The sequence below is a fragment of the Klebsiella sp. CN_Kp100 genome (assembly GCF_040065315.1).
In the GTDB taxonomy this organism is placed as follows: Bacteria; Pseudomonadota; Gammaproteobacteria; order Enterobacterales; family Enterobacteriaceae; genus Klebsiella; species Klebsiella oxytoca.
Genome location: NZ_JBEAIJ010000058.1, coordinates 58,596 through 81,256, shown reverse-complemented (window position 1 = coordinate 81,256; position 22,661 = coordinate 58,596). Strand labels below are relative to the sequence as shown.

The following is a 22,661-nucleotide window of genomic DNA, read 5'->3' as shown; positions in this document are numbered from 1 at the left end:
AACCAATCCGCTAACGCTTATGCTCCGGGCGAATAACGTCTACTGCGCGTCCGCGCTCTCCACCTGCGGCACCGCAGCCGCAGCACCCTGTTCAGCCGGCGCGTTGGCCGGGTCAAAGATATGGTCGAGGATGGCGCGTGCCGTCGGTCCTGCCACTACGCCATCGCCGCCGCCGTTCTCCAGAATCAGCGCCATCGCCACCTTCGGATGCTGATACGGCGCAAACAGGGTGTAGAAGATATGGTCGCGCAGGCGAACCGGGATCATCTTCGCGTTGTAGGTCTGATTCTCCTTCAGGCTGAAGACCTGGGACGTCCCCGATTTTGCCGCGATCTGGTACGGCGCGGTATGGAACAGCTTATACCCGGTGCCGTTTGGCAGGTTCGCCATGCCGTACATACCGTTGCGTACCACGTCCCAGTATGGCGAATGCGGATCGCCAATCTGCGGCAGATTCTGCGGTGGCTGATAGCGCTCGACCCTATTCCCCTGCTTCATGGAGTAAAGCAGATGCGGATTTTGCACTTTGCCGTTATTTATCAGGGTCGTCAGCGCTTTAACCATCTGGATCGGCGTGGCAATCCAGTAGCCCTGGCCGATGCCGACGGAAATGGTATCCCCCTGATACCACGGTTTTTTATGCACCCGCTGTTTCCACTCCCGGCTCGGTAGCACCCCGGCATACTCTTCGTTAAGATCGATACCGGTAGACTGACCGTAACCGAACTTGCTCAGCCACTCGTGAATACGGTCGATCCCCATCTCAAACGCCACCTGATAGAAAAACGTATCCGCCGACTCTTCGATCGCTTTGGTGACGTTAAGCATGCCGTGGCCGCTCTTCAGCCAGTCGCGGTAGCGGCGCTGGGTTCCCGGCAGCGTCCACGTCGGCGCGCCGAAGAAGGAGGTGGTTGGCGTGATTACGCCCGCCGATAGCGCCGACAGCGCCATGTAGGGCTTCACCGTCGACGCGGGCGGATAGAGCCCTTGGGTGACACGGTTAATCAGCGGACGGTCGGGGTTTTCGAGCAGCGAACGATAGGCCTGGTAGCCAATGCCTCTGACAAAGGGATTCGGGTCATAGCTGGGGCTGGAAACCATCGCCAGCACGCCGCCGTCGCGCGGATCGACGGCGACCACCGCCGCGCGCTGCCCCTTCAGCACCGACTCGATATACTGCTGCAGATGCAAATCCAGCGTCAGGTAGATGTTCTTCCCGGCCACCGGCGGCACCTCTTTTAGCAGACGCACCACCCGCCCGTGGTTATCCACCTCAACTTCCTGATAACCGGTGGTGCCGTGCAGCGCTTTCTCATAGTAGCCTTCGATGCCCTGCTTACCGATATTATGGTCGGCGGCGTAGTTCTCTTCTTCGCCGGCTTTGGCCAGCTTTTGCAAATCGCTGTCGTTGATCTTCGAGACATAGCCAACCACGTGCGCCAGCTCGGCGCCGTAGGGATAAGCGCGCTGCTGGTAGCTCTCTACGGTAACGCCGGGAAAATGGAACTCATTGACGGCAAAACGCGCCACCTCAACATCGCTCAGGTCCGATTTTAAGGTCACCTCTTTGTAGCGGCTGGTGTGGTGCATATCGTCGCGGAAGTCGGCGATATCCTGCGGGGTTAAATCAACAATCGGCGTCAGCTGCTGCAGCAGCGCCGTCATATCGGCGATTTTGCTCGGGATCACCTGCAAACGGTAGAGGGTAATATTTTGTACCAGCGGGATGCCGTTGCGGTCGAAAATCAGCCCGCGGCTCGGCGCGATGGGCAGCATTTTAATGTCGTTCTGGTTTGAACGGGTCTGATAAAAGTCGTGCTGCTCTACCTGCAGGCGGTAGAGGTTAACAATCAGGACAGCAAAGCAGACCACCACCAGTAGAAACGCAATGACGGCACGGCGGATAAATAGCATCTCTTCCGCTGAATGGTCGCGAATTTCATCTCTCATAAGGGACATTAGCGGGCATTTACCTGGGTTACAAAGGGCCTGAAAAAGGAAAAGCGGGGAAGAATAGCGTTATCGCAGCGGGAGCCCTACCGAAAGGTTGCTAATGATTTGGCAGAAATGTATCAGCATGTTAGAGATTTAAAGTGACACTGTCACTGAAATAACCTCCATCGTAAGATCGACGGAGGCGAATGGCTAGCGCGCTTTTTCACTGACCGTCATGGTGAATCGCGTCACCGTTTCGCCGGCGTTAGCGTAGCTATGCGGAGCGTCGGTACGTGCGACGGCTGAATCACCGGCGGGAATCAAATAGAGGCTGTCGTTCACCGTTAATGTCAGGGCGCCCTCGGTCACAAAAAGCAGCTCCGTGGTCCCTTCTCCGTGGCCCGGAGAAGTAAAAATTTCGCCCGGATAAAGACTCCACTGCCAGAGTTCCACCATATCTGGACCGCTGGTTCCGGCCAGCAGTCGCGCGTGGCCGCCCTGTTCACCCTGCCACAGCGTGGGGATATCGCCTGCGGCGATCGCCTTTACCGGCGGCGCGGAGGCAACATTGACGAAATCGGCCACCGCAACGCCCATGGCTGACGCCAGACGGCATAACAGCGCAATGCTCGGGTTAGCCCGGCAGGCTTCAATGTCTACCAGCATCCCTTTGCTGACGCCCGCGCGCCTTGATAGCTCGTCGAGGGAGATCTTCTTTTCCGCCCGATAGCGCTTAATGCGCGCCGCAACGGCTTCATTGATGCTGGCGGCATCAGCACCCGCCCCGGTCGTTATATTGACTTTTTTGGTCATCGGTCGATATCATGCTTTAAAATAGTCGTTAAAGGATTATCCAATGAATAACGTATTACCGTCAATCAGCCCACAGGTGTCGGCGCTGGCTCCCGGCTTTCGCGCCCTGAGCATTGATGTTATCTCTGCTCCCGTACGCGCGCCGCAGGTTGGCGCTGAAGCGCTCCGTTCCGCCTGCCGTGCGGTTATCGCCGGTGAGCCGCAGTGGGCGGAAGTACATTTGCAGGCCTGGAACGAGGTATTCCGCGCCTTTGGCGCAAAGCCTAAGCGCACGCCCTGCTCGGCGGAAGCCTTGCGCAGGCGGGTGCTGCGCGATGGCGAAATGGCAGCGCTCGATCCGATCGTCGATCTGTATAATGCGGTGAGCCTGCGCTACGCCGTGCCGGTCGGTGGGGAAAACCTGGCGGCTTACGTTGGCGTCCCGCAACTGAGGATCGCCGACGGCAGCGAGCCGTTCGATACCGTCAAAGAGGGAAAGATCGTCTTCGAAAACCCCGACGCGGGTGAAGTGGTCTGGTGCGATGACGCAGGGGTGACCTGCCGACGCTGGAACTGGCGACAGGGAGTACGCACTCGCCTGAGCGTAGAGAGTCCGCGGATGTGGTTTATTCTTGAAAGTCTGCCGGAAATGCCGCTTAGCGCGCTTCATGAGGCAGGAGAAATGCTGATGGCCGGTCTACTGTCGATGATGCCCGAAGCGAAAATGTATTCGCAGCTGATAACGGCCGACGTCTGGCTGACAGGGGGCGCCCGGTAGCGTATCGCTACCGGGCAAAACAGATGTCTCTCTACTGCTTATCTTCCGCTGCGGCCACTGAACTGGAGCGATAAATAAAGAACAACGCCAGCCCCAGACAGACGATCGCCCCCAGCCTGCCCGGGGAGAAAGCGATGGCGTCATTTCCCAGCCAGCCGAAATTATCAATCAGCAGGCTCATGGCCAGTTGGCCAAAAATCACCGCTACCGTGGCCGTCGCGGTGCCGATACGCTGAACCGCCAGCACCATAATCACGATATAGGGTACACCGCAAAACGCCCCCAGCAGCTGCCATTTCGGCACATCGAGCAGCGTCATCGTCTGGGGAGGCTCGAAATACAAAATCAGCAGCGCGGTGATCAATCCTCCCACGGCGAAGGTGAGAAATGCGCTACGAAACACACCAACCTGACTGCCTAAACGGCCGTTGATCGCCGCCTGCATACTCAGCATCGCGCCGCCGACCAGCGCCAACAAAATCATTATGCTACTCATTTTTTACAACCTCAGCTTGTGGCAATCAGAACCAGGGCGACAACGATTAACAGCAGAGCAATAAGCCGCCGCCCATCGATTTTACGTTTTGGCGAACCGAACAGGCCGTAATGGTCGATCAGCAGGCTTTTACAGACCTGGCCGGCAAGAATGCCGATCATGGTCATAGCGATACCGATCACCGGTACGGCAACGGTTAAAATGACGACGTAAATGGGGCCCAGCACGCCTCCGGTGAGCTGCCAGCCGGGTAAAGAGAAAAATGAGGGGCTCTGGCGCGGGCCAAACAGCAGCATCAGCAAAAACGTGAGGGCGCTCCCGACGCCAAATATACTGAACGTCGCCCATAAATCCCCTACCTGACCGGCCAGCGGTCCCAGTAGCCCGGCTTCGACGGACAGACCCATGCCGCCGGCAATCACCAGAAAAATCAGTAATAACTGCATCATTAAATTCCGCTTATTAATCAGGCGGTAGAGCATAAAACAGCGAAGTAGTGTGAAAAACGGTACAATCAGGGAAACACTTTTGCGGATATTGCATAAATGAGCGATGCGGGTAATGTGAATTTTCGGGCGCTACAGCTGTTCATCGCCGTGTACGACAGCCAGAGCTTTTCCGTGGTGGCGCGACGGGAAGGCGTTTCCCCGTCCATGGTGTCGCGCGTCATTCATCAGCTTGAAGACTCCCTCGGCCAACAGCTGTTTTATCGTAATACCCGCGCAGTGGTGCCCACCGAAGCCGGACGTCTTTTTGCCGAACATGCCAGAGGCATCAGCGAACAGTTCAGCGCCGCCAGACGCGACCTGCAGGATCGGAGCCTTGAGCCTGGGGGGCTGGTGCGAATCAACGCCCCGGTCTACTTTGGCCAGCGCCATATTGCGCCATGGCTACCGGGTCTGAGCGAACGTTATCCACAAATGCAAATTGAGCTGGCGCTGACCGATGATTTTATCGATCCGCACCGGGAGGCGACCGATGTTATTTTCCGCATCGGTAGCCTGCCCGATTCCAGCGTTCATGCCAGAGTGCTGGGGATGCAGCATAACTATCTGGTTGCCGCCCCGCGCTATCTGCAGCGTCGCGGTGTTCCGCAGCGGCCGGAAGATCTTCGCCAGCACAGTACGCTGGTGTACAGCGGTTCAAACGGGCCTAACCGCTGGTTATTTCGCCTCGCGGAAGGCGAATGGGTTCACTATCCGCAAACCCCGCAGCTGGCATCCAATAACGCCGATGCGTTGCTGACCGCCGCGCTGGGCGGCATGGGGGTAGTACTTTTTCCCGACTGGATGGTCAACGAAGCCATTGGCGCGGGAAGACTGATTCATTTGATGCCTCATTACACCGCCGCGATTAGCAGCACGCCTTCGCCAGTGTCGGCGATTTATCCTCACGCTCGCCACCCTTCGCTAAACGTACGGACGGTAATTGACTATTTTGTCGACGTTTTTGGTACGCCTTTATACTGGCAGCGCTAAGCTTTTTTACGCATGAAAATTGTCGTAACGCAAACAATGCGTCTTCCCCGGCGCTGAAGCGGTTTTAACGATTCCTTTACCCTGAGGTTCCTATTATTGTGTTCGCGTTAATACCGAAAACTAATCATTCAACAATGACATATGTTCGGTTTTTACAAGAGCAATTGAACGGAATTATCTATTAAATCCGTAGTTTTATTCACATATCGTTTACTCGAAGCAGTGTATATCGTAATGGCATTCACAAAAGCAAACGGAGCCTGATATGAGCACGTCAAACGATCCATCGAACACCCCATCCGCAGGGAAATGCCCTTTTCACGCCGAAACGCCAACGCCAACGCAGAGCGCGGGCGGTGGTACCGGCAACCGCGACTGGTGGCCCAATCAGCTACGCGTCGATTTGCTGAACCAGCACTCCAATCGCTCTAACCCGCTGGGGGAGAACTTTAACTATCGGGAAGAGTTTAAAAAGCTCGACTATTCAGCGCTGAAAGCCGACCTGCATGCCCTGCTCAATGACTCGCAGGAGTGGTGGCCAGCGGACTGGGGCAGCTATATCGGGCTGTTTATTCGTATGGCATGGCACGGCGCCGGTACCTATCGCACCGTTGACGGTCGCGGCGGCGCCGGACGCGGTCAGCAGCGTTTCGCTCCGCTCAACTCCTGGCCGGATAACGTCAGCCTCGATAAGGCCCGTCGCCTGCTGTGGCCGATAAAACAGAAATACGGTCAGAAAATCTCCTGGGCCGACCTCTATATGCTGGCGGGCAACGTGGCGCTGGAAAATTCCGGCTTCCGTACTTTTGGCTTCGGGGCCGGCCGCGAAGACGTTTGGGAACCGGATCTGGATGTTGACTGGGGTAATGAAACCGAATGGCTGGCTCACCGCCATCCGGAAAGCCTGAATCAGCAGGCCATTGGCGCCACTGAAATGGGTCTGATTTACGTTAACCCGGAAGGCCCCAACGCCAGCGGCGACCCGCTCTCCGCAGCCGCAGCGATTCGCGCTACCTTCGGTAATATGGCGATGAATGATGAAGAGATCGTCGCGCTGATCGCCGGTGGCCATACGCTGGGTAAAACGCACGGTGCTGCGGTGACCACCCACGTAGGCGCAGAGCCGGAAGCGGCGCCGATTGAAGCGCAGGGTCTCGGTTGGGCGAACAGCTACAACAGCGGCGCAGGCGCGGATGCCATCACCTCTGGTCTTGAGGTTGTCTGGACGCAAACGCCGACTCAGTGGAGCAACTACTTCTTAGAAAACCTGTACAAATATGAATGGGTACAAACCCGTAGCCCGGCAGGCGCGATTCAGTTCGAAGCGAAAGACGGCCCTGAAATTATCCCTGATCCTTTTAATCCAGAGATAAAACGTAAGCCGACCATGCTGGTGACTGACCTGACGCTGCGCTTTGACCCGGAATTCGATAAAATTTGCCGTCGCTTCCTTAACGATCCGCAGGCCTTTAACGAGGCTTTCGCCCGCGCGTGGTTTAAACTGATCCATCGCGATATGGGGCCGAAATCCCGCTATATGGGTCCGGAAGTACCGAAAGAAGATTTGATCTGGCAAGACCCGTTACCGGCAGCGATCCACAACCCGGGCGCAGAAGACATCGCCGCGCTGAAAACCGCTATTGCCGATGCTGGTCTGTCGGTCAGCGAGCTGGTTTCCGTGGCCTGGGCGTCGGCTTCCACCTTCCGCGGTGGCGATAAACGCGGCGGCGCCAACGGCGCACGTCTGGCGCTGGAACCGCAGAATGCCTGGCCGGTGAACGCTATCGCAACCCGCGTGCTGCCGACCCTGCAGGCGATTCAGCAGGCGTCCGGTAAAGCTTCGCTGGCCGATATCATCGTTCTGGCTGGCGTAGTGGGCATTGAGCAGGCTGCCGCTGCGGCGGGCGTTCAGGTTAGCGTCCCCTTCGCTCCAGGCCGCGTCGATGCGCGCCAGGATCAGACCGATGTCGAAGCGATGGATCTGCTGCAGCCGCTGGCCGATGGTTTCCGCAACTATCGCCGCATTGGCGGCGGCATTTCCACCGAAACGCTGCTGATTGATAAGGCGCAGCAGTTAACGCTGACGGCGCCGGAAATGACGGTACTGGTGGGCGGCCTGCGCGTGCTGGGCGCTAACTTCGACGGCAGCCGTCACGGCGTGTTTACCGACCGCGTGGGCGTATTGAGCAATGATTTCTTCGTCAATCTGCTCGATATGGGCACCGTCTGGAAAGCCGCTGATGAGCACGCTGAGCTGTTTATCGGTCGCGACCGTAAGAGCGGCGAAGAGAAATACACCGCGACCCGCGTTGACCTGGTCTTTGGATCTAACTCCGTCCTGCGTGCGCTGGCAGAAGTGTATGCCTGCAGCGATGCGCGGCAAAAGTTCGTTAGTGACTTTGTCGCCGCATGGACCAAAGTGATGAACCTCGACCGCTTCGATCTGTAACATCTTTACCGGCAGAAATGCACATCCCGGGCCACTGGCCCGGGATCCTCTTATCTAATCCAGATTGTCAGCAGAATAATGATGGCCGCAATAATCGCCACCTGAATAAAGACTTTATCCAGCGATCCTCTGCGCATCGCGCCCCCTTTCAGAACAGGATTTGCCAGATTGCTAACAGCAGCACCAGCAAACCCATCAGGAAAAATATCAGCGCGATGATGGTATCCGGAGAACGATTCATCTCTGCGCCTCCTTATCGTCAGAACCACTGACCGAAACGTTTGATATAGAAACGCTTCATGCCCTGCGCTACCAGGCAATAGCTAAGCAGCGTCGCGACCAGCCATGGGAAGTAGCTCAGCGGTAGCGGCTCCAGTCCGACCATCGCTCCCAGCGGCGAGAACGGAATGTAGATCCCGATAGCCATAATCACCGCGGTGGTGAGCAGCACCGGCAAGGTCGCCCGGCTCTGGATAAACGGAATTTTCTGCGTTCTCAGCATATGCACCACCAGCGTTTGCGACAGCAGTCCTTCAATAAACCACCCGGACTGGAACAGCGCCTGGGCTTCGACGTGATTTGCTGCAAACACGTACCACATCAGCGCGAAGGTGGTGATATCAAAAATGGACGAGGTTGGGCCAATCCACAGCATAAAACGGCCGATATTCTTCGCATCCCACTTGCGCGGCTTGCGCAGAAACTCTTTGTCCATTTTGTCCCACGGCAGCGAGAGCTGGGAGAGATCGTACATCAGGTTCTGAATCAGCAGATGAATCGCCAGCATCGGCAGGAACGGAATAAACGCGCTGGCCACCAGTACCGAGAAGACGTTGCCGAAGTTAGAACTGGCAGTCATATTCAGGTACTTAATGATATTGCCGAACGTCTCACGTCCTTTGATCACCCCTTCTTCCAGCACCATCAGATCCTTTTCCAGCAGGATGATATCCGATGCCTCTTTGGCGATATCCGCCGCGCTGTCAACCGAAATACCGACGTCCGCATCGCGCAGGGCTGGCGCATCGTTGATGCCGTCGCCGAGAAAGCCGACGGTGTGGCCGTTTTTCTGCAGTGTTTTCAGGATGCGCGACTTCTGCAGCGGCGTCAGCTTCGCGAATACCGAGCGCGTTTCCACTTCTCGCTCCAGGTCGCGATCCGTCATCGCTTCAATCTGGGCGCCGGTCAGAATACCGTGGGCATCGATGCCCACTTCCAGGCAAATACGCGCCGTAACCACCGGGTTATCGCCGGTCAGCACTTTCACCGCCACGCCGTTATCGCGCAGCGCGGTAATGGCTTTTCCCGCGCTCTCTTTCGGCGGATCGAGGAAAGTCAGCATCCCTTCAACCGTCAATCCCTGCTCATCGGCGGTGCATAGCGGCGTGGTCAGCGCGGAGTCATCCAGCTTGCGGGTTGCGACCAGCAGCACGCGGAAGCCCTGGGCGTTATAGTCCTTCGTTTTGGCTAACAGCAGATCGCGTCGGGTTTCATCCAGCGCCACAACGTTATCGCCTTCACGAAGATGCGTGGCGACCATCAGCATCTCTTCGACCGCGCCTTTGCAGATCAGGCTTTTGTCACCGTGGCGGACATCTTCCACCGACACCGAGACCCGACGGCGGACAAAATCAAACGGCAGTTCATCAAGTTTGACAAAACGCTCTTTGGTCGCTGGCGCAATCCGCCCCTCGCCAAAGCGCAGCACCGCCCGGTCCATCAGGTTGCGCGCCCCGCTCTGGCTGCTGCTGTTAAGCCAGGCCAGCGTCAGCACCCGGTCGCTCTCATGACCGCTGACATCAAGGTGATGCTCAAGGATGATATTGTCCTGAGTTAACGTACCGGTTTTATCGGTACACAGCACGTCCATAGCGCCAAAGTTCTGGATGGCGTTCAGCCGCTTGACGATCACTTTGCGCCGCGACATGGCGATAGCGCCTTTCGCCAGGTTGGAGCTGACGATCATCGGCAGCATTTCCGGCGTCAGGCCAACCGCTACCGCCAGGGCGAACAGCGAGGCTTCAACCCAATCACCTTTGCTGAAGCCGTTAATCAGCAGCACAATCGGTACCATCACCAGCATAAAGCGGATCAGCAGCCAGCTAACGCTGTTTACCCCGCGGTCGAACGCCGTCTGAGTACGCGTGCCGACGATGGATTTCGCCAGCGAACCAAACCAGGTACGGTTTCCGGTGGCCACCACCACCGCCTGTGCCCTGCCGCTGGTCACGTTAGTGCCCATCAGACAGATATTGCCCATCTCCAGCAGGCTTTTATCTTTATTCGGCTCGGGAAGCCTGTCGCATCCTTTACCGGAAACGCTGGCCAGAACGTCATACTTTTCAACCGGCAGCGACTCGCCGCTGAGTATCGACTGGCTGACAAACAGGTCCCGGGATTCCAGCAGGCGGACGTCTGCCGGAACCAGATCCCCCGCCGCCAGGAAGATGATATCCCCGGGCACCAGCTCCTCAATGGCAATTTCTTCCTGCACCGGCCCCATATTCCCGGGACCGCGACGCAGCACCGTCGCCGTGGTGCGGACCATGGATTTCAGCGCCTGCGCCGCTTTGTTGGTGCGAAACTCCTGCCAGAAACGCAATAACCCGCTCAGGCTAACCATCGTGACGATAATGATGATCCCGGTCAGATCGGTCTCTTCGCCGTTACGCAGCGGTAGCCAGTAATCGGTCACGAAGCTGACGGCGGCCAGCGCCATCAGGACATAGATAAACGGGTTATTGAATGCCTGCAAAAGCTGGATCAACGCCGGCGGCGCCTGCTCATGCGCCACTTCATTGCGGCCGTATTCATCCAGTCGTTCAAGGGCATCTTCGGTGGTGAGCCCGTGGCGACTGCTGTTTAACCGCGCCAGCGTATGATCCGGACTGTTAAATGCCTCGGTTTCAATGGCGAAGCTTTTTTTATGCTGCTTATCATTTTCTGACGCAGACCGGTTTATTTTCCGGTTTTCTATTTTCATGTCAGTCATGATTAATCCTCAAATTTAAGACGTCGTTATCCCTGCATAAATGACTTATGCATAATTCATTTTTACGTTATTAAAGGCTTATTACTTTAATCGCCTGGGAATATCCATCATTCCCTCCTTAGACAAATGATTGTCAGAGTGAAATAGTCACGAGGTTAACTCCCCTCGACGCACCAGCGGACTGACGTAATGTTTTCGTCCCCGCCAATTCTTGTCATAATGAGATCTCGCGCTTTTCGACAGTCGGTATTTCCCACCAGTTCGATGCGGATTTCTTTATGCCCTTGTTCTTTTGCTGCTGTCGACACCAGTCCCTGAAGGCTGAGCGTCATCTCTTTACTGATATTAAGCAATAGCTGACGAATCGCATTTTCATATTCGCTTTGACAGACAATATTCAGAACGTAGCATTTCTCTTCTTCTGTCGCGCCGGGGATCTGATTAATTCTCTGCGCCGCTTCGCGCAGTAGAATATTGGCGCAGAGGATTATCAGCGTTGCCGCCGCTGCTTGCCAGAACTGGCCTAAACCGCAGAGTACACCAATCGCCGCAGAGCACCACAGGGTTGCGGCGGTATTCAGGCCGCGCACGTTCATGCCTTCACGCATGATGACGCCGGCGCCGAGAAAACCAATTCCGGATACCACCTGCGCGGCAATACGTCCGGGGCTGTCCGGCGATGTTGAAATGGAGCTCAGAATAAAAACCGCCGCGCCGGTGGCGACCAGCGAGTTGGTGCGCAGGCCGGCCATACGCTGACGCCACTGTCTTTCAGCGCCAATCAGCGCGCCCAACAGCATCGCGGCAAGTAAATTTGCGATATAAGGAAACATCAACATAGTTTCCTCCATTTTTGCTGGAAGAATTAACTATGTGCTTTATTAAGCACACGACAAATTGTCGCCCGGAAGGCGATTAACGTCGTGTTGACGGTGGAGGGAATAATGTATTTTTAAACATGAACATGACGATTATCCTCGCAGCCATGCTGCGTTATTTTTATGGGATGCAATCGTCTGGATGAGGAGATTGCTGCCCGCCGGTTGGCAAGCAGCGCAGAAAAAATAGCGTCAGCTTGCCTTGATGTTTAAGTAAGGGTGACTGTCCAACATATTTCTCCTGCGTGAATTTGTGCTCATTATAGTCATTCAATTATTCGAGTAAAGTTAAAATCTCGCTTTAGTGACGATTTGTTTAGAATGACCTTAATGCGCAACTCCCGCCACGATAACCTTAACCCCGGCGCGAACCGGGGTTAATTGACTAATCAAAGACGCCATTAATTATCGACGTCACGATCGCCGTACTTAGCGCGATTAGCACCAAATCCTGGCCCACCACGCGCCATTCATAGCCAGGATAGTACGGCAGTTCGTTAAGCATCGATGCCGGAACCGCTTTTTTGGCAATCCCCGGCGGCAGAGGTTTTCCGCGAGCCAGGTTTTTTGCTATCCCCGGCGGCAGCGACTGATAGCCGGTTAAACCGTAGTTTACCGCCAGCGAACGCGCTCTGGAGAAGCTGATATCGGCAGAGACATGATCGGGTTTGACGTAATTTTTTCTCTGCCCCGGGTTTCCTTCTTTATGACCCTTGTTGCCCTTATCAACGTTGTTTTTACCGCTATTGCCGTTGTTACCGTTATTCCCATGGTTACCGCTATTACCATGATTACCGCCGCCGTTGCCGTTACCGGGGTTGGCGAAAACAGGCGTCGCCATCATGGTCAGCGAAAGCGCCGCCGCCAGCGCCGCTTGCAAAACTTGCTTTCTGGACATGATTTTTTTCCTGAGAGGGAGTACTCGCTATGAATGTAGATGAATAACCTCAGCGCAACAATCTCTCGTTTTCCTAAATGAAATTCTGGTCAAAACTTAGCGGCATGATGGTGAATTCCTTCAACCTTTGGGCGGGTCAAACGCAGAAACCAGCATACAACGCCAACCAAACCTTATTCACATTATTTTATTCTGCAAATGCCTTTTCACCGATGCGATTAAAAATTTAAAACCATTAACAATCAAATAACATTAGCAGGCAAACATTTCATCTAAGGAAAATAATAATATGTCTACCACCCAGGTCCTGGGCGACGCCGCGTTCGCCTCTCCGGGACGCTCCCACTCCAGCCTGACCGCTCGCATTGATGCGCTGCCCGCCTCCGTTGGCCTGTGGTCTTTTATCACCCTTCTGGCGCTGGGCGGTTTCTTCGAGCTCTACGATCTTTTTCAGACCGGTTATATCAGTACCGGGCTGCTGGCAGAGAATATTTTCCATACCGGCGAACAGGGTATTTTCGGGATTTCAGACCAGGCCGCCTTCGCCTCGTCTACCTTTATGGGGCTGTTTATCGGCGCCAGCCTGCTTGCGCCGCTGGCGGACAAACTGGGCCGCCGCCTGACGTTTATGTTCGCCCTCGCCTGGTACGGCGTGTTTTCCCTGATGATGGCCCTGCAAAGCAGCGCTGAAGGGGTTATCTTCTGCCGCTTTCTGGTGGGCATCGGTCTCGGTATTGAGCTGGTGACCATCGACACTTACTTAAGCGAATGGGTGCCGACGCATCTGCGCAATAAAGCCTTCGCTTTCGCCTTCTTTATTCAGTTTTTATCGGTTCCCGCCGTGGCGCTGATGTCGTGGATGCTGGTGCCGATTACCCTTTTCGGCCTGACCGGCTGGCGCTGGGTGATTATCTTCGGCGCGCTCTGCTCATTGAGTATCTGGGTCATCCGCAAGAAGCTGCCGGAATCGGCGCGCTGGCTGGAGGAAAAGGGCCGCCATGATGAGGCCCATAAGGTCATGTGCGAAATGGAACAGCGCTGCGGCGTTTCTCCCTCGCCGCGCCATCAGGTGCAGACGCAGGAGCATCCGCGCAGGCTGGGAAGTTTTAAAGCGATCTGGGCGCCGCAGTACCGCAAACGCACGATTATGCTGATGGTGATGAACTTCTTCCAGGCCATCGGCTTCTTTGGCTTCGGCAACTGGCTACCGGCCCTGCTTTCCGGCCAGGGAGCGAGCATCACCCACAGCCTGCTGTATGCATTTTTTATTACCCTCGCCTATCCGATTGGCTGCCTGTTTTGTACCCGCTTCGTCCATCGTTTTGAAAACAAATGGCAAATTGTGCTTTCCGCGCTGATGACGGTGGTATTTGGTACCCTGTTTGCGCTTCAGAACAGTCCGATGCTGCTGGTGATCTGCGGGTTTATGATCACCTGGTCAAACGCCTGGCTAACCATTAGCTATCACGCCTACCAGGCCGAAGTTTTCCCGACCCATATTCGCGCGCGGGCGGTCGGCTTTTGCTACTCGTTTAGCCGCCTGTCCACGGCGATCACCAGCATTTTGATCGGCATTATTCTGCAATACGCCGGTACACCCGGGGTAATTAGCTTTATCGTCGCCAGCATGCTGATGGTGATGCTCTCAGTAGGCATCTTTGGACCAAAAACCCGAGGGATTAGCCTGGAGAATATTTGATGACTGCCGCCGCCGGTTTAACCGGCGGCGCGCGCGGCTAATTTTTTCTCCTGAACCCGTAGTAGCCACGGCAGCGGCAATGCGCTCAGGGCGCAGAACAGCAATATCCCATTCATCGCCCGCTCGCCATTCCCGGCAACCGATAACAACCATGATGAAAGCAGAAAAGCCGCCGCCGTACTTAATGACATCAGGGTATTCTGTAAAAGGGTAAACCCCGCCCTGGCGCCATCCTCTGGAAAACGCATCGCCACTGCCGATGAGGCCACCAGGCGACAGTAGGCGGCCGCCAGAAACAACACCATAAACAGCCCGCCGCCGTGGTTGAAGGTAAAAGCGATGCTCAGGCTCAGTATAAACAGCAGGCTGGCCAGCAGGCTGATGCGGTAGCCGCTGTAATGCTGGCATAGCTTGCCGGTGAGTTTAGTGGCGCACAGCCCCGCCAGTCCGCCAGCGAAAAAGAACCACGGTAATTGATCGCCGCTGGCCCCCATTTTCGCCGTCAGTAACGGAACCAGCAGCGGAATGATTAACATCGCACTGAACTGCGCGAGGGCGTTGCCGGAGGCGTAAAACAGCACCGATGAAGACCAGCGCAAATCTGCCTGACGGTTCGCCGCAATGGTCTGTTCCGGCAGCGCGAGTTTTATCAGTGGCAACGCAATCAGGCAGAGTCCGCCGATCGTCGCGGGGGCTATCTGCCAGCCGATTTTTTCACTGAGAAATAACATCGTCGGCATGCCGACGATGCTGACCAGCGAGAATGCGGCAATCGTTGAGGCCAACGCCCGAGGACGCAGGTGTGCTGGCATAATGTTGACCAGCAAACTGCTGCCCACCCCCATCGTTGTTCCGCCGACCAGACCGGCGAGAAAACGCCAAAATAACAATCCGCTAAAACTGGTGGTGGTCAGCGTCATTATCGTTAATCCCCCCAGCAGGGCCATGTTGCAGAGCAAAAAGCGCTGCGGTTTAACGTTACCGACCCATCGCCAGACGCTGACCCCCGCAATGACGGAAGCCAGAGTATAAATGCCGGTGACGTAACCCGCCTGGCTTACCGGCACCTGAAACGTCGGCGCCATCCAGGCAAATAAGGGATTAAAAATCATATATTCGAGCGCGTTGATAAATTGAACAAAAGCCATGATCAACGTTATTCGTACCAGATATCCGGGCATGTACACTCCTGACTGTGTAATACGGGGAGTCTAGCGTCTGGTAAAACCGGACATAAGACGGTAAAAATGGGGTTGTTAGTTATCAAAATTGGGATAATCGAGAGTGAAAAGATTGGATCTCAACGCGCTGCGGGTCTTCGTCACCGTGGCGGAAAATGGCTCGTTTAGCGCCGGCGCAAAAGCGCTGCAGATGCCCTCATCGAACGTGAGCCGACAGATATCCCAGCTTGAGCAGAGCCATCAGCTGCGCTTGATACAGCGCAGTACCCGACATATGAAGCTGACCTCTGCCGGTCAGACGCTGCTCGCCAGTATGCGACCCGTGCTGGAGCAGCTAGCCGCTACGGAAGCTGAGCTAACGCAACAGCAGGCAGAACCCGAAGGGCTCCTACGCCTGTGTCTCCCTAACGAAATTGGCCCCTCGCTGTTTGCGCCGCTAATGGCGCAATTTGCCCTGCGCTACCCAAAAATAACCGTGAGCTGTACGACTAATCTGGCGGGAACGGAGGTGTTAAAAGAGGATGTGGATATTGCGGTGATCATCACTCGCGGCAAAATGGAAGACATCAGCGTTATTGCGCGCCCGCTCTTTTCTTTTCCCTGCTGCGTGGTCGCTTCCCCGCAGCTGATCGCCAGAACGGGTATGCCGACAGACAGCGAGCAATTAACCTCGCTACCCTGTATCACCACCGTCAGCGCCCTCGCGGGGCAAGCCTGGCAGTTTGTCGCGGCGGACGGGAGCTTTAAAAAGGTTAACGTCAGCGGACACTATCGCGTCAACAGCGGCGAAATGGCGCTGCATGCCGCTCTTGCCGGCGTCGGATTCGCTATTCTGGGGGAACAACCCTGCCGCCCGTTTATCAATCGCGGGGAGCTACAGGAAGTCACGCTTGAGTTACCGCCGGCGCCGTTACAGCTTTCAGCCCTCTATCGGGAGCGCCATTTTATGCCCGCCAGAATGCGCGCCTGGCTTGAATTTATCCAGAGGCAGATGGCAGGCTAAGCGCCTTCATCCTGCTGGCGTTCGCTAAAAATCGCCTGGGCATCGGCAAAGCATTTTTCCGCCAGCGACGACACCGGCTCTTTGTTGCGCATGATCAGCGCCAGCATCGAGTCGACCTCCGTTTCGGCGATCGGCCTGATTTCCAGGTTATCGCTTAACGCTTCCAGTCCGTTATTCAGCGGCATAATCGCGCAGCAGATCCCGGCCTGCACCGCCTGGATGATCTGAAACGTGGAGTCGCTTTCAAAAACGTATTTTGGCGCCAGCCCCTTGGCCTTAAAGCTCATTTCAATCGATTCTCGGTAGTACATGCCTTTGGTCAGAAAGCCCAGCGGCAGCGCGGCCAGCGTCTCCCACTCCGGCGTCGCATCGGTAAATTGATAATGACGTTTATCATGCAGCAGCCCCATACGCGTATGCGGCAGCCAGAGCACGTTGAACAGTTGGCTATCGACGTGGTGCAGGTAGCAGATCCCTAAATCCAGCTGGTTGCGGCTGACGCCGTCGATAATCTGTTCCGACGTCATGGACAGCAGGCTGAACTGCAGCTCCGGATAGTTCTCCGCCAGCGGTTTTATCAACTGCATCGGATTAAGGCTGGCTAAAGGCACCATCCCCACCCTTAGCTGGCCGACCATCTGCCCCCGACAGATAGCCGCCTCGGCTTCTAATCCGTCATGCGCCGCCAGCAGCGCTCGCGCCCAGGCCAGAATACGCTCGCCCTCCGGGGTAAATCCTTCAAAGCGCTGTCCGCGCTGGATAAGGGTTAAATTGAGCTCTTCTTCGAGATTGCGAATACGCATTGATAACGTAGGCTGAGTAATGTGGCACGCCGCTGCGGCCTGGCCAAAATGTCGTGTTCTGTCGAGCGCAATCAGGTACTTAAGCTGTTTAATATCCATTATCATCCACTGTTTGCGCAATCCGCTGCCGGTGCAGCAGGCAAAATGTTAGTTAAATGTTATGTTCAGAGTTGATGAAATTCAAGCGCCGGTCGACCGTTGCTCGTCCTGCGTGCCTGAGGCTACACTCATGGGATGCACCGGCAGGAGAAACCGTTGAAAACCCGCCTTCATCACGTTCAGCAGCACCGGCTGGCCATGCCAGGCCTGGAAGCCATATCGTTAGCCACGGATCAGCGCTTTCCGCGCCATTCCCACGACCAGTTCGGTATCGGGATTTTCACTCAAGGCGCGCAGCATTCGTGGAGCCATCTGGGCAAAATTGAGGCCGTCGCCGGAAATATCATTATGGTTAATCCGGGCGAGATGCACGATGGTATTCCGCTGGATGGCCCGCGCAGCTGGCAGATGGTCTATCTCGATCCTGAGCGTGTCGTTGACGAGTTGCAGGGAGAGATGAAGGCTGAAGAGATCTTCCTGCGCCCGGTAGTCGAAGACCCGATGCTGCGCGGGCAAATGCAGCGGCTGTTTCGCGAGATCGTTGCCAGCGCGCCGGATGACGCCGCCGTGGAAGAAGCGCTGCTGCTCTGCCTGATGCAGGTTTGCCAATTTCATCTCTGCGCCAGGCGGCCGGGCAAAATCGGCTCCCCCGCCATCGTGCTGGCCAGACAATATCTCGATGATGCCCCCGAAGAGAAAATCTCTCTTGAGGCGCTTGCCAGGCTTTGCGGTCTCAGCCGCTTTCAGCTGATCCGCGGCTTCGCGCGCGCGACCGGCATCACGCCGCACGCCTATCTGATACAGTCCCGCGTTCGTCTGGCGCGTCGTCTGCTGATGGAGGGTCACTCCCTCGCCGATACCGCCTTCATGGCCGGTTTTGCCGACCAAAGCCACCTGACCCGCGCATTTCAAAAACAGTTTGCCGTCACGCCGGGCAGCTACCAGGCTATCGTTCAGGCGAGCCGCTAGCTGAAACTGTGCAATTTTGTTCAATACCCGCGCGGCGCTTTGCGAAATACTCAGGGCCTCGATTCTCTCCCACAGGAAGACATCATGGCATTTATCAGCCCTGAGTTTCTCTTAACGTCGCTTATTGTGGTCATCGCTCCCGGTACCGGGACGCTTTACACCATTGCCACCGGCCTGACGGCGGGCAGACGCATGAGTTTTGCCGCGGCCGTCGGCTGCACGCTGGGCATTATTCCACATATGCTGGCGGCGATAACCGGGCTGGCGGCCATCCTCCACAGTACGCCAGGCGCATTCGAGCTGGTGAAGTTCGCCGGCGTTGCCTGGCTGCTGTATCTGGCGTGGGCCACCCTGATCCAGCGCGGGAGCCTGAGCGTGACAGGCATCGAGCAACGCAACTCGCGTCAGGTCATCAGCCACGCGATCCTGATCAATTTGCTCAACCCCAAACTGCCGCTCTTCTTTCTCGCCTTTCTGCCGCAGTTTATCCAGCGCAACTCGAGGTCGCCGATCGGCGAAATGCTGATCCTGAGCACTGTGTTTATGCTGATGACGCTGCTGATTTTTCTGCTCTACGGCGCCTTTTCTGCAGCGATGCGCGGATACGTGCTGACGCGTCCGGGGGTTTTACAGGGGCTGAGAGCCTGCTTTGCCGCCGGTTTCGTCGGGCTGGGGGTTAAGCTCATTCTGGCGCAGAGGTAGCGATTTTGCCCACGACGCGACGATCGCCGTGGGCAAAAGGGGTTAGCGAAGCGCTGTCAGCGCGCGAATCTCTTTCGAGCGCAAGGTTAAGCGCACGGGCGCCGATTTATACGATGGCGTTCCACTCTCTTTATCAAGGTAATCCAGAGGAACCAGAACGTTAGCTTCAGGGTAGTAGGCCGCAACGGTGCCCGGGGCGATGTTGTAGGCAACCAGCGTGATATCTTCCAGCCGCTGATGGTGTCCCGGCAGCGCGGAGCGGATATCCACCCGGTCGCCGTGTTCAAATCCCAGCTCAGCCATATCCTGTTCGTTCATAAAGAGCACGTCGCGACGGCCAAACACGCCGCGATAGCGATCGTCCATGGCATAGATGGTGGTGTTGTATTGATCGTGGCTGCGCAGCGTCACCAGGCGCATCACCTCATGCCCTTCTACCTGCTGGTTTTCGTGCACCCCGTCGAAAACGGAGAACATCGCTTTGCCGGTCGGCGTGGGCCAGATACGCTCCGTCGGCGGCAGCGGCATGCGAAAACCGCCGGGATGGCGAATGCGCTGATTGTAGTGGTTAAAGCCGGGGATGGTCTGCTCAATCAGATCGCGGATCCGATCGTAGTCGGCGACCAGCGCCAGCCAGTCAATTTTGCTCTCCGTCAGCGTCGCCATGGCCATCCCGGCAACAATCGCCGGTTCCGAGCGCAGTTCAGGCGAACCGGGTTTCAGTTTGCCCGACGATGCATGCACCATCGACATCGAATCTTCGACGGTGATCGACTGCCGTCCCGTCTCCTGCAGATCGAGTTCGGTTCGCCCAAGACACGGCAGGATGATGGTCTCTTTCGCCACCAGAAGATGCGAACGATTGAGCTTGGTGCCAATATGCACGCTCAAATCCAGCCCCCGCATCGCCGGAAAAGCCCGTTCGCTATCCGGCATAGCCACCGCGAAGTTACCACCAAGGCAGAGAAGCGCTTTCGATTCACCCTCGATCATCGCCTGCAGCGCTTTTACCGCATCATGACCATGCTCCTGCGGTGGCGTAAAACCAAACACCCGCTGCAGGTTGGCCAGAAACTGGGGGCTCGGCTTTTCCGTGATGCCGACGGTGCGGTTACCCTGCACGTTGGAGTGTCCGCGCAGCGGGCAGATTCCGGCACCCGGCTTACCGATATTGCCGCGCATCAACAGCAGGTCGGCTATCAGTCGGACGTTAGCGGTGCCCTTATTATGCTGGGTAATGCCCATGCCGTAGGTGATAATGGTGGCGTGAGATTTGGCATAGGCCGCCGCTACCCGTTCAAGATCGCCCCGCGTTAAACCCGACTCGCGCTCAATATCCTGCCACTGCGTCGCCTGTAGATCCTGCGCAAAGTCGGTAAAGCCCAGCGTATGCTCATCGATAAACGCCCGATCCAGCACTTTGCCCTGCTCTGCTTCCAGCTGCAGCAACGCCTTCGCGATGCCCTTAAGCGCCGCCGCGTCGCCTCCCGCTTTGACCTGGAAGTAAGTCGATGCAATGTTGGTTGAGCTGTAGGTCGCCATCTCAATGACGTTCTGCGGATCGGCGAAACGTTCCAGCGCCCGCTCTTTTAGCGGATTGAAGACGATAATCGGCACGCCCCGGCGCGCCAGTTCGTGCAGCGTGCCCATCATGCGCGGATGGTTGGTTCCGGGATTGTGGCCGATAGAAATCACCAGCTCGGTCTTATCAAAATCATCAAGTGAGACCGTCCCTTTACCGATACCGATGGACTGCGGCAGGCCGACGCTGGTCGACTCATGGCACATATTGGAGCAGTCCGGAAAGTTGTTGGTGCCATATTCGCGGGCGAACAGCTGGAACAGGAAGGCCGCTTCGTTAGAGGCGCGTCCGGAGGTATAGAACTCGACTTCATGAGGCTGCAGCGTCCGGAGAATGGCGCCGATACGGGCAAACGCCGCTTCCCATGAGACAGGACGCAGGGTATCGCTGGCCCTATCATAGGCCAGAGGCTGAGTTAAGCGCCCGTAGCCTTCCAGCTCGAAATCACTCCTCGCCAGCAGCGAGGTCACGGTATTGGCTGCCAGAAACTCTGCCGTCACGCGTTTACTGGTGGCTTCCCAGGTCACCGCTTTGGCGCCGTTTTCGCAGAACTGAAACGTCGATTTATGCTCTTTGTCGGGCCAGGCGCAGCCAGGGCAATCAAAACCATCCGGCTGATTGGTCCGCAGCAGCGTGGCGGGAGCATCGAGCGCGTCCATTTGCGTACGCACGGCGATCGCGGTGGCTTTTAAGGCACCCCAGCCGCCCGCCGGACCATCATAGGGATGGACGCCGGGAACGACGCGTCTTCTATTACTCATGTTGACTCCTGATGCGCTTTCGGCGGCGGATTGCAGGTGAAATGCCGCCTGATGTCTTATCACCCGCTATCCGTCAAAATAGCGGGCGTTTTGTTAACGAAAGCATAACAATCAGGGCCATGACTGTATAATCAATGTTATCTATCACGCGTTAGATTTAACTTATTTAACGAATAATAAACACACAAAATCAGGTCAGATTGTAGTGGCGGTCCGGCACCAGTTTCTCCGGTAAGGGATACTGTCCGGTCATATCCAGCAGGTTGCGCTCAATGGTGTTACACATCGCGTTCAGCGGCAAATCGTTAGCGGCGGTACCGAACGGATCTTCCAGTTCCTCCGCCAGCGAATCCCACGACAGGAAGGTGTAGGAGATAAACACCGACACAAACGGCGTCATATAGTGAAGATCGCCGACCAGCGCAAACGGCAGCAGCGCGCAGAACAGATACACCGTGCGCTGCAAAATAAGCGTATAGGCAAAGGGCACCGGGGTGCTGGCCAGCCGCTCGCAGCCCCCCAGCGCGTGGCCCAGCTCATCAAGCTTATTGTCCATCAGGCTGAAGGTGATATCGCCAATTTTCCCTTCTGCGCGCAGACGCCCCAGCTCATCACCTGCCAGCAGCAGAATACGGTTGGTCGGCATCGAGCTGGCGAGAATTTCCTTTACGCTGTGCGGCGGCAGCAGACGTGCTAAATCGGCGCTCGGATCCGTCTTACGCAGCTGATGCTTCAGACTCCAGCTAAACGCCACCAGATAGCTCACCAGGCGTTGATGGGCTGCGCTTTCCGTCGGCAGAATATTTTTCAGCTGGCGCACCAGCGTTCTCTGGGCAATCAGCACCGTCCCCCATAAATTGCGCGCTTCAACAAAGCGGTTATATCCGGCGCTATTGCGAAATCCGAGGAAAATAGCGATGGCGATCCCCAGCAGGCTAAACGGCGCGACGGTAAGATGGATCCCCAGCCGCTCATACCATTGATAGCTAATGATGGCGATAATCGACATCATTACGTTAAGCAGCAGGCGAAAAACAATTTTGGACAGCACGGAGCCGTGCCAGTCAAACAAGCGAAGGAATCAGTGTTGTTCTGGCCGGATAATCATTGTATTACTTCCTGAAATTTCGCACGGTTAATATCTCTGTCAAACGGCAAGTTACCTG

At 56.2% G+C, this 22,661-nt stretch carries 20 protein-coding genes; 7 read left to right on the top strand and 13 right to left on the bottom strand.

Annotated features, from left to right (window positions below):
- Window positions 1–39 precede the first annotated feature (39 nt).
- Together mrdA and ABLV12_RS24940 are read right to left on the bottom strand one after the other, a co-directional pair.
- Window positions 40–1,959 carry a penicillin-binding protein 2 gene (gene mrdA / locus ABLV12_RS24945; RefSeq protein WP_004102000.1) on the bottom strand — a complete coding sequence of 640 codons (1,920 nt, stop codon included), beginning with the start codon at window positions 1,957–1,959 and terminating at the stop codon, window positions 40–42.
- Window positions 1,960–2,145: 186 nt separating this feature from the next.
- Window positions 2,146–2,748 carry an XRE family transcriptional regulator gene (locus ABLV12_RS24940; protein ID WP_004101997.1) on the bottom strand — a complete coding sequence of 201 codons (603 nt, stop codon included), beginning with the start codon at window positions 2,746–2,748 and terminating at the stop codon, window positions 2,146–2,148.
- A 43-nt stretch (window positions 2,749–2,791) separates the two neighbouring features.
- Between ABLV12_RS24940 and ABLV12_RS24935 the strand changes: the two genes are divergently transcribed.
- Window positions 2,792–3,505 carry a B3/4 domain-containing protein gene (locus ABLV12_RS24935; protein ID WP_160886835.1) on the top strand — a complete coding sequence of 238 codons (714 nt, stop codon included), beginning with the start codon at window positions 2,792–2,794 and terminating at the stop codon, window positions 3,503–3,505.
- Between the two features lie 31 nt (window positions 3,506–3,536).
- Here ABLV12_RS24935 and ABLV12_RS24930 read toward each other — a convergent pair whose 3' ends face one another.
- Together ABLV12_RS24930 and ABLV12_RS24925 are read right to left on the bottom strand one after the other, a co-directional pair.
- Window positions 3,537–4,001 (bottom strand): DMT family transporter, encoded by a 465-nt coding sequence (locus ABLV12_RS24930; RefSeq protein ID WP_064396016.1) that lies wholly within the window; start codon window positions 3,999–4,001, stop codon window positions 3,537–3,539.
- Between the two features lie 11 nt (window positions 4,002–4,012).
- Entirely contained in the window at window positions 4,013–4,447 is a 435-nt protein-coding gene (locus ABLV12_RS24925) for a DMT family transporter (RefSeq protein ID WP_016809042.1), read from the bottom strand.
- A 99-nt stretch (window positions 4,448–4,546) separates the two neighbouring features.
- Here ABLV12_RS24925 and ABLV12_RS24920 point away from each other — a divergent pair, with 99 nt between their 5' ends.
- Both ABLV12_RS24920 and katG read left to right on the top strand, forming a co-directional pair.
- On the top strand, window positions 4,547–5,479 hold the full coding sequence (locus ABLV12_RS24920) for a LysR family transcriptional regulator (protein ID WP_348867432.1): 933 nt from the start codon (window positions 4,547–4,549) through the stop codon (window positions 5,477–5,479).
- Between the two features lie 265 nt (window positions 5,480–5,744).
- Window positions 5,745–7,928, top strand: coding sequence for a catalase/peroxidase HPI (katG, locus tag ABLV12_RS24915; RefSeq protein WP_032746086.1), 2,184 nt, complete (start codon window positions 5,745–5,747; stop codon window positions 7,926–7,928).
- Between the two features lie 50 nt (window positions 7,929–7,978).
- Here the strand turns inward: katG and mgtU are convergent, their stop codons facing one another.
- The 5 genes from mgtU to ABLV12_RS24890 form a co-directional block, all read right to left on the bottom strand.
- Window positions 7,979–8,065, bottom strand: coding sequence for a magnesium transporter protection protein MgtU (gene mgtU, locus ABLV12_RS24910; protein ID WP_251009858.1), 87 nt, complete (start codon window positions 8,063–8,065; stop codon window positions 7,979–7,981).
- 11 nt (window positions 8,066–8,076) lie between these two features.
- Window positions 8,077–8,169, bottom strand: coding sequence for a protein MgtR (gene mgtR, locus ABLV12_RS24905; RefSeq protein ID WP_004101989.1), 93 nt, complete (start codon window positions 8,167–8,169; stop codon window positions 8,077–8,079).
- Window positions 8,170–8,187: 18 nt separating this feature from the next.
- Entirely contained in the window at window positions 8,188–10,920 is a 2,733-nt protein-coding gene (gene mgtA / locus ABLV12_RS24900; protein WP_004101988.1) for a magnesium-translocating P-type ATPase, read from the bottom strand.
- 155 nt (window positions 10,921–11,075) lie between these two features.
- Window positions 11,076–11,771 (bottom strand): MgtC family protein, encoded by a 696-nt coding sequence (locus ABLV12_RS24895; protein WP_026055962.1) that lies wholly within the window; start codon window positions 11,769–11,771, stop codon window positions 11,076–11,078.
- 412 nt (window positions 11,772–12,183) lie between these two features.
- The gene (locus ABLV12_RS24890; RefSeq protein ID WP_348867431.1) at window positions 12,184–12,696 is read right to left on the bottom strand and encodes an anti-virulence regulator CigR family protein; all 513 of its coding nucleotides are present in this window, start codon (window positions 12,694–12,696) and stop codon (window positions 12,184–12,186) included.
- 289 nt (window positions 12,697–12,985) lie between these two features.
- Between ABLV12_RS24890 and ABLV12_RS24885 the strand changes: the two genes are divergently transcribed.
- Window positions 12,986–14,395 carry an MFS transporter gene (locus tag ABLV12_RS24885; protein WP_064396021.1) on the top strand — a complete coding sequence of 470 codons (1,410 nt, stop codon included), beginning with the start codon at window positions 12,986–12,988 and terminating at the stop codon, window positions 14,393–14,395.
- Window positions 14,396–14,412: 17 nt separating this feature from the next.
- Here the strand turns inward: ABLV12_RS24885 and ABLV12_RS24880 are convergent, their stop codons facing one another.
- A complete protein-coding gene (locus tag ABLV12_RS24880; RefSeq protein WP_004112935.1) occupies window positions 14,413–15,576 on the bottom strand; it encodes an MFS transporter in 1,164 nt (387 codons plus the stop codon).
- Window positions 15,577–15,679: 103 nt separating this feature from the next.
- On the opposite strand from ABLV12_RS24880, the gene ABLV12_RS24875 reads away from it, so the two are divergent.
- Window positions 15,680–16,579, top strand: coding sequence for a LysR family transcriptional regulator (locus ABLV12_RS24875; RefSeq protein ID WP_348867430.1), 900 nt, complete (start codon window positions 15,680–15,682; stop codon window positions 16,577–16,579).
- Here the strand turns inward: ABLV12_RS24875 and ABLV12_RS24870 are convergent.
- Entirely contained in the window at window positions 16,576–17,481 is a 906-nt protein-coding gene (locus tag ABLV12_RS24870; RefSeq protein ID WP_004101980.1) for a LysR family transcriptional regulator, read from the bottom strand. The two genes, ABLV12_RS24875 and ABLV12_RS24870, sit on opposite strands and share 4 nt — an antisense overlap.
- 156 nt (window positions 17,482–17,637) lie before the next feature.
- Here ABLV12_RS24870 and ABLV12_RS24865 point away from each other — a divergent pair, with 156 nt between their 5' ends.
- Entirely contained in the window at window positions 17,638–18,450 is an 813-nt protein-coding gene (locus ABLV12_RS24865; RefSeq protein ID WP_064396024.1) for an AraC family transcriptional regulator, read from the top strand.
- Window positions 18,451–18,534: 84 nt separating this feature from the next.
- The gene (locus ABLV12_RS24860) at window positions 18,535–19,152 is read left to right on the top strand and encodes a LysE family translocator (RefSeq protein WP_348867429.1); all 618 of its coding nucleotides are present in this window, start codon (window positions 18,535–18,537) and stop codon (window positions 19,150–19,152) included.
- 42 nt (window positions 19,153–19,194) lie between these two features.
- Here ABLV12_RS24860 and ABLV12_RS24855 read toward each other — a convergent pair whose 3' ends face one another.
- A complete protein-coding gene (locus ABLV12_RS24855; protein ID WP_348867428.1) occupies window positions 19,195–21,495 on the bottom strand; it encodes an FdhF/YdeP family oxidoreductase in 2,301 nt (766 codons plus the stop codon).
- A 190-nt stretch (window positions 21,496–21,685) separates the two neighbouring features.
- Window positions 21,686–22,567, bottom strand: a complete 882-nt coding sequence (locus ABLV12_RS24850) for a bestrophin family ion channel (protein ID WP_348867427.1) — start codon at window positions 22,565–22,567, stop codon at window positions 21,686–21,688.
- Window positions 22,568–22,661 lie beyond the last annotated feature (94 nt).

Bases quoted from the DNA above. Each gene is read 5' to 3' on its own strand.
- mgtR (WP_004101989.1), bottom strand. From the start codon at position 8,169: ATGAATCGTTCTCCGGATACCATCATCGCGCTGATATTTTTCCTGATG.
- ABLV12_RS24870 (WP_004101980.1), bottom strand. From the start codon at position 17,481: ATGGATATTAAACAGCTTAAGTACCTGATTGCGCTCGACAGAACACGA.
- ABLV12_RS24855 (WP_348867428.1), bottom strand. From the start codon at position 21,495: ATGAGTAATAGAAGACGCGTCGTTCCCGGCGTCCATCCCTATGATGGT.
- ABLV12_RS24890 (WP_348867431.1), bottom strand. From the start codon at position 12,696: ATGTCCAGAAAGCAAGTTTTGCAAGCGGCGCTGGCGGCGGCGCTTTCG.
- katG (WP_032746086.1), top strand. From the start codon at position 5,745: ATGAGCACGTCAAACGATCCATCGAACACCCCATCCGCAGGGAAATGC.
- ABLV12_RS24885 (WP_064396021.1), top strand. From the start codon at position 12,986: ATGTCTACCACCCAGGTCCTGGGCGACGCCGCGTTCGCCTCTCCGGGA.
- ABLV12_RS24930 (WP_064396016.1), bottom strand. From the start codon at position 4,001: ATGAGTAGCATAATGATTTTGTTGGCGCTGGTCGGCGGCGCGATGCTG.
- ABLV12_RS24935 (WP_160886835.1), top strand. From the start codon at position 2,792: ATGAATAACGTATTACCGTCAATCAGCCCACAGGTGTCGGCGCTGGCT.
- mrdA (WP_004102000.1), bottom strand. From the start codon at position 1,959: ATGTCCCTTATGAGAGATGAAATTCGCGACCATTCAGCGGAAGAGATG.
- ABLV12_RS24860 (WP_348867429.1), top strand. From the start codon at position 18,535: ATGGCATTTATCAGCCCTGAGTTTCTCTTAACGTCGCTTATTGTGGTC.
- ABLV12_RS24940 (WP_004101997.1), bottom strand. From the start codon at position 2,748: ATGACCAAAAAAGTCAATATAACGACCGGGGCGGGTGCTGATGCCGCC.
- mgtA (WP_004101988.1), bottom strand. From the start codon at position 10,920: ATGACTGACATGAAAATAGAAAACCGGAAAATAAACCGGTCTGCGTCA.
- mgtU (WP_251009858.1), bottom strand. From the start codon at position 8,065: ATGCGCAGAGGATCGCTGGATAAAGTCTTTATTCAGGTGGCGATTATT.
- ABLV12_RS24920 (WP_348867432.1), top strand. From the start codon at position 4,547: ATGAGCGATGCGGGTAATGTGAATTTTCGGGCGCTACAGCTGTTCATC.
- ABLV12_RS24925 (WP_016809042.1), bottom strand. From the start codon at position 4,447: ATGCAGTTATTACTGATTTTTCTGGTGATTGCCGGCGGCATGGGTCTG.
- ABLV12_RS24895 (WP_026055962.1), bottom strand. From the start codon at position 11,771: ATGGAGGAAACTATGTTGATGTTTCCTTATATCGCAAATTTACTTGCC.
- ABLV12_RS24880 (WP_004112935.1), bottom strand. From the start codon at position 15,576: ATGCCCGGATATCTGGTACGAATAACGTTGATCATGGCTTTTGTTCAA.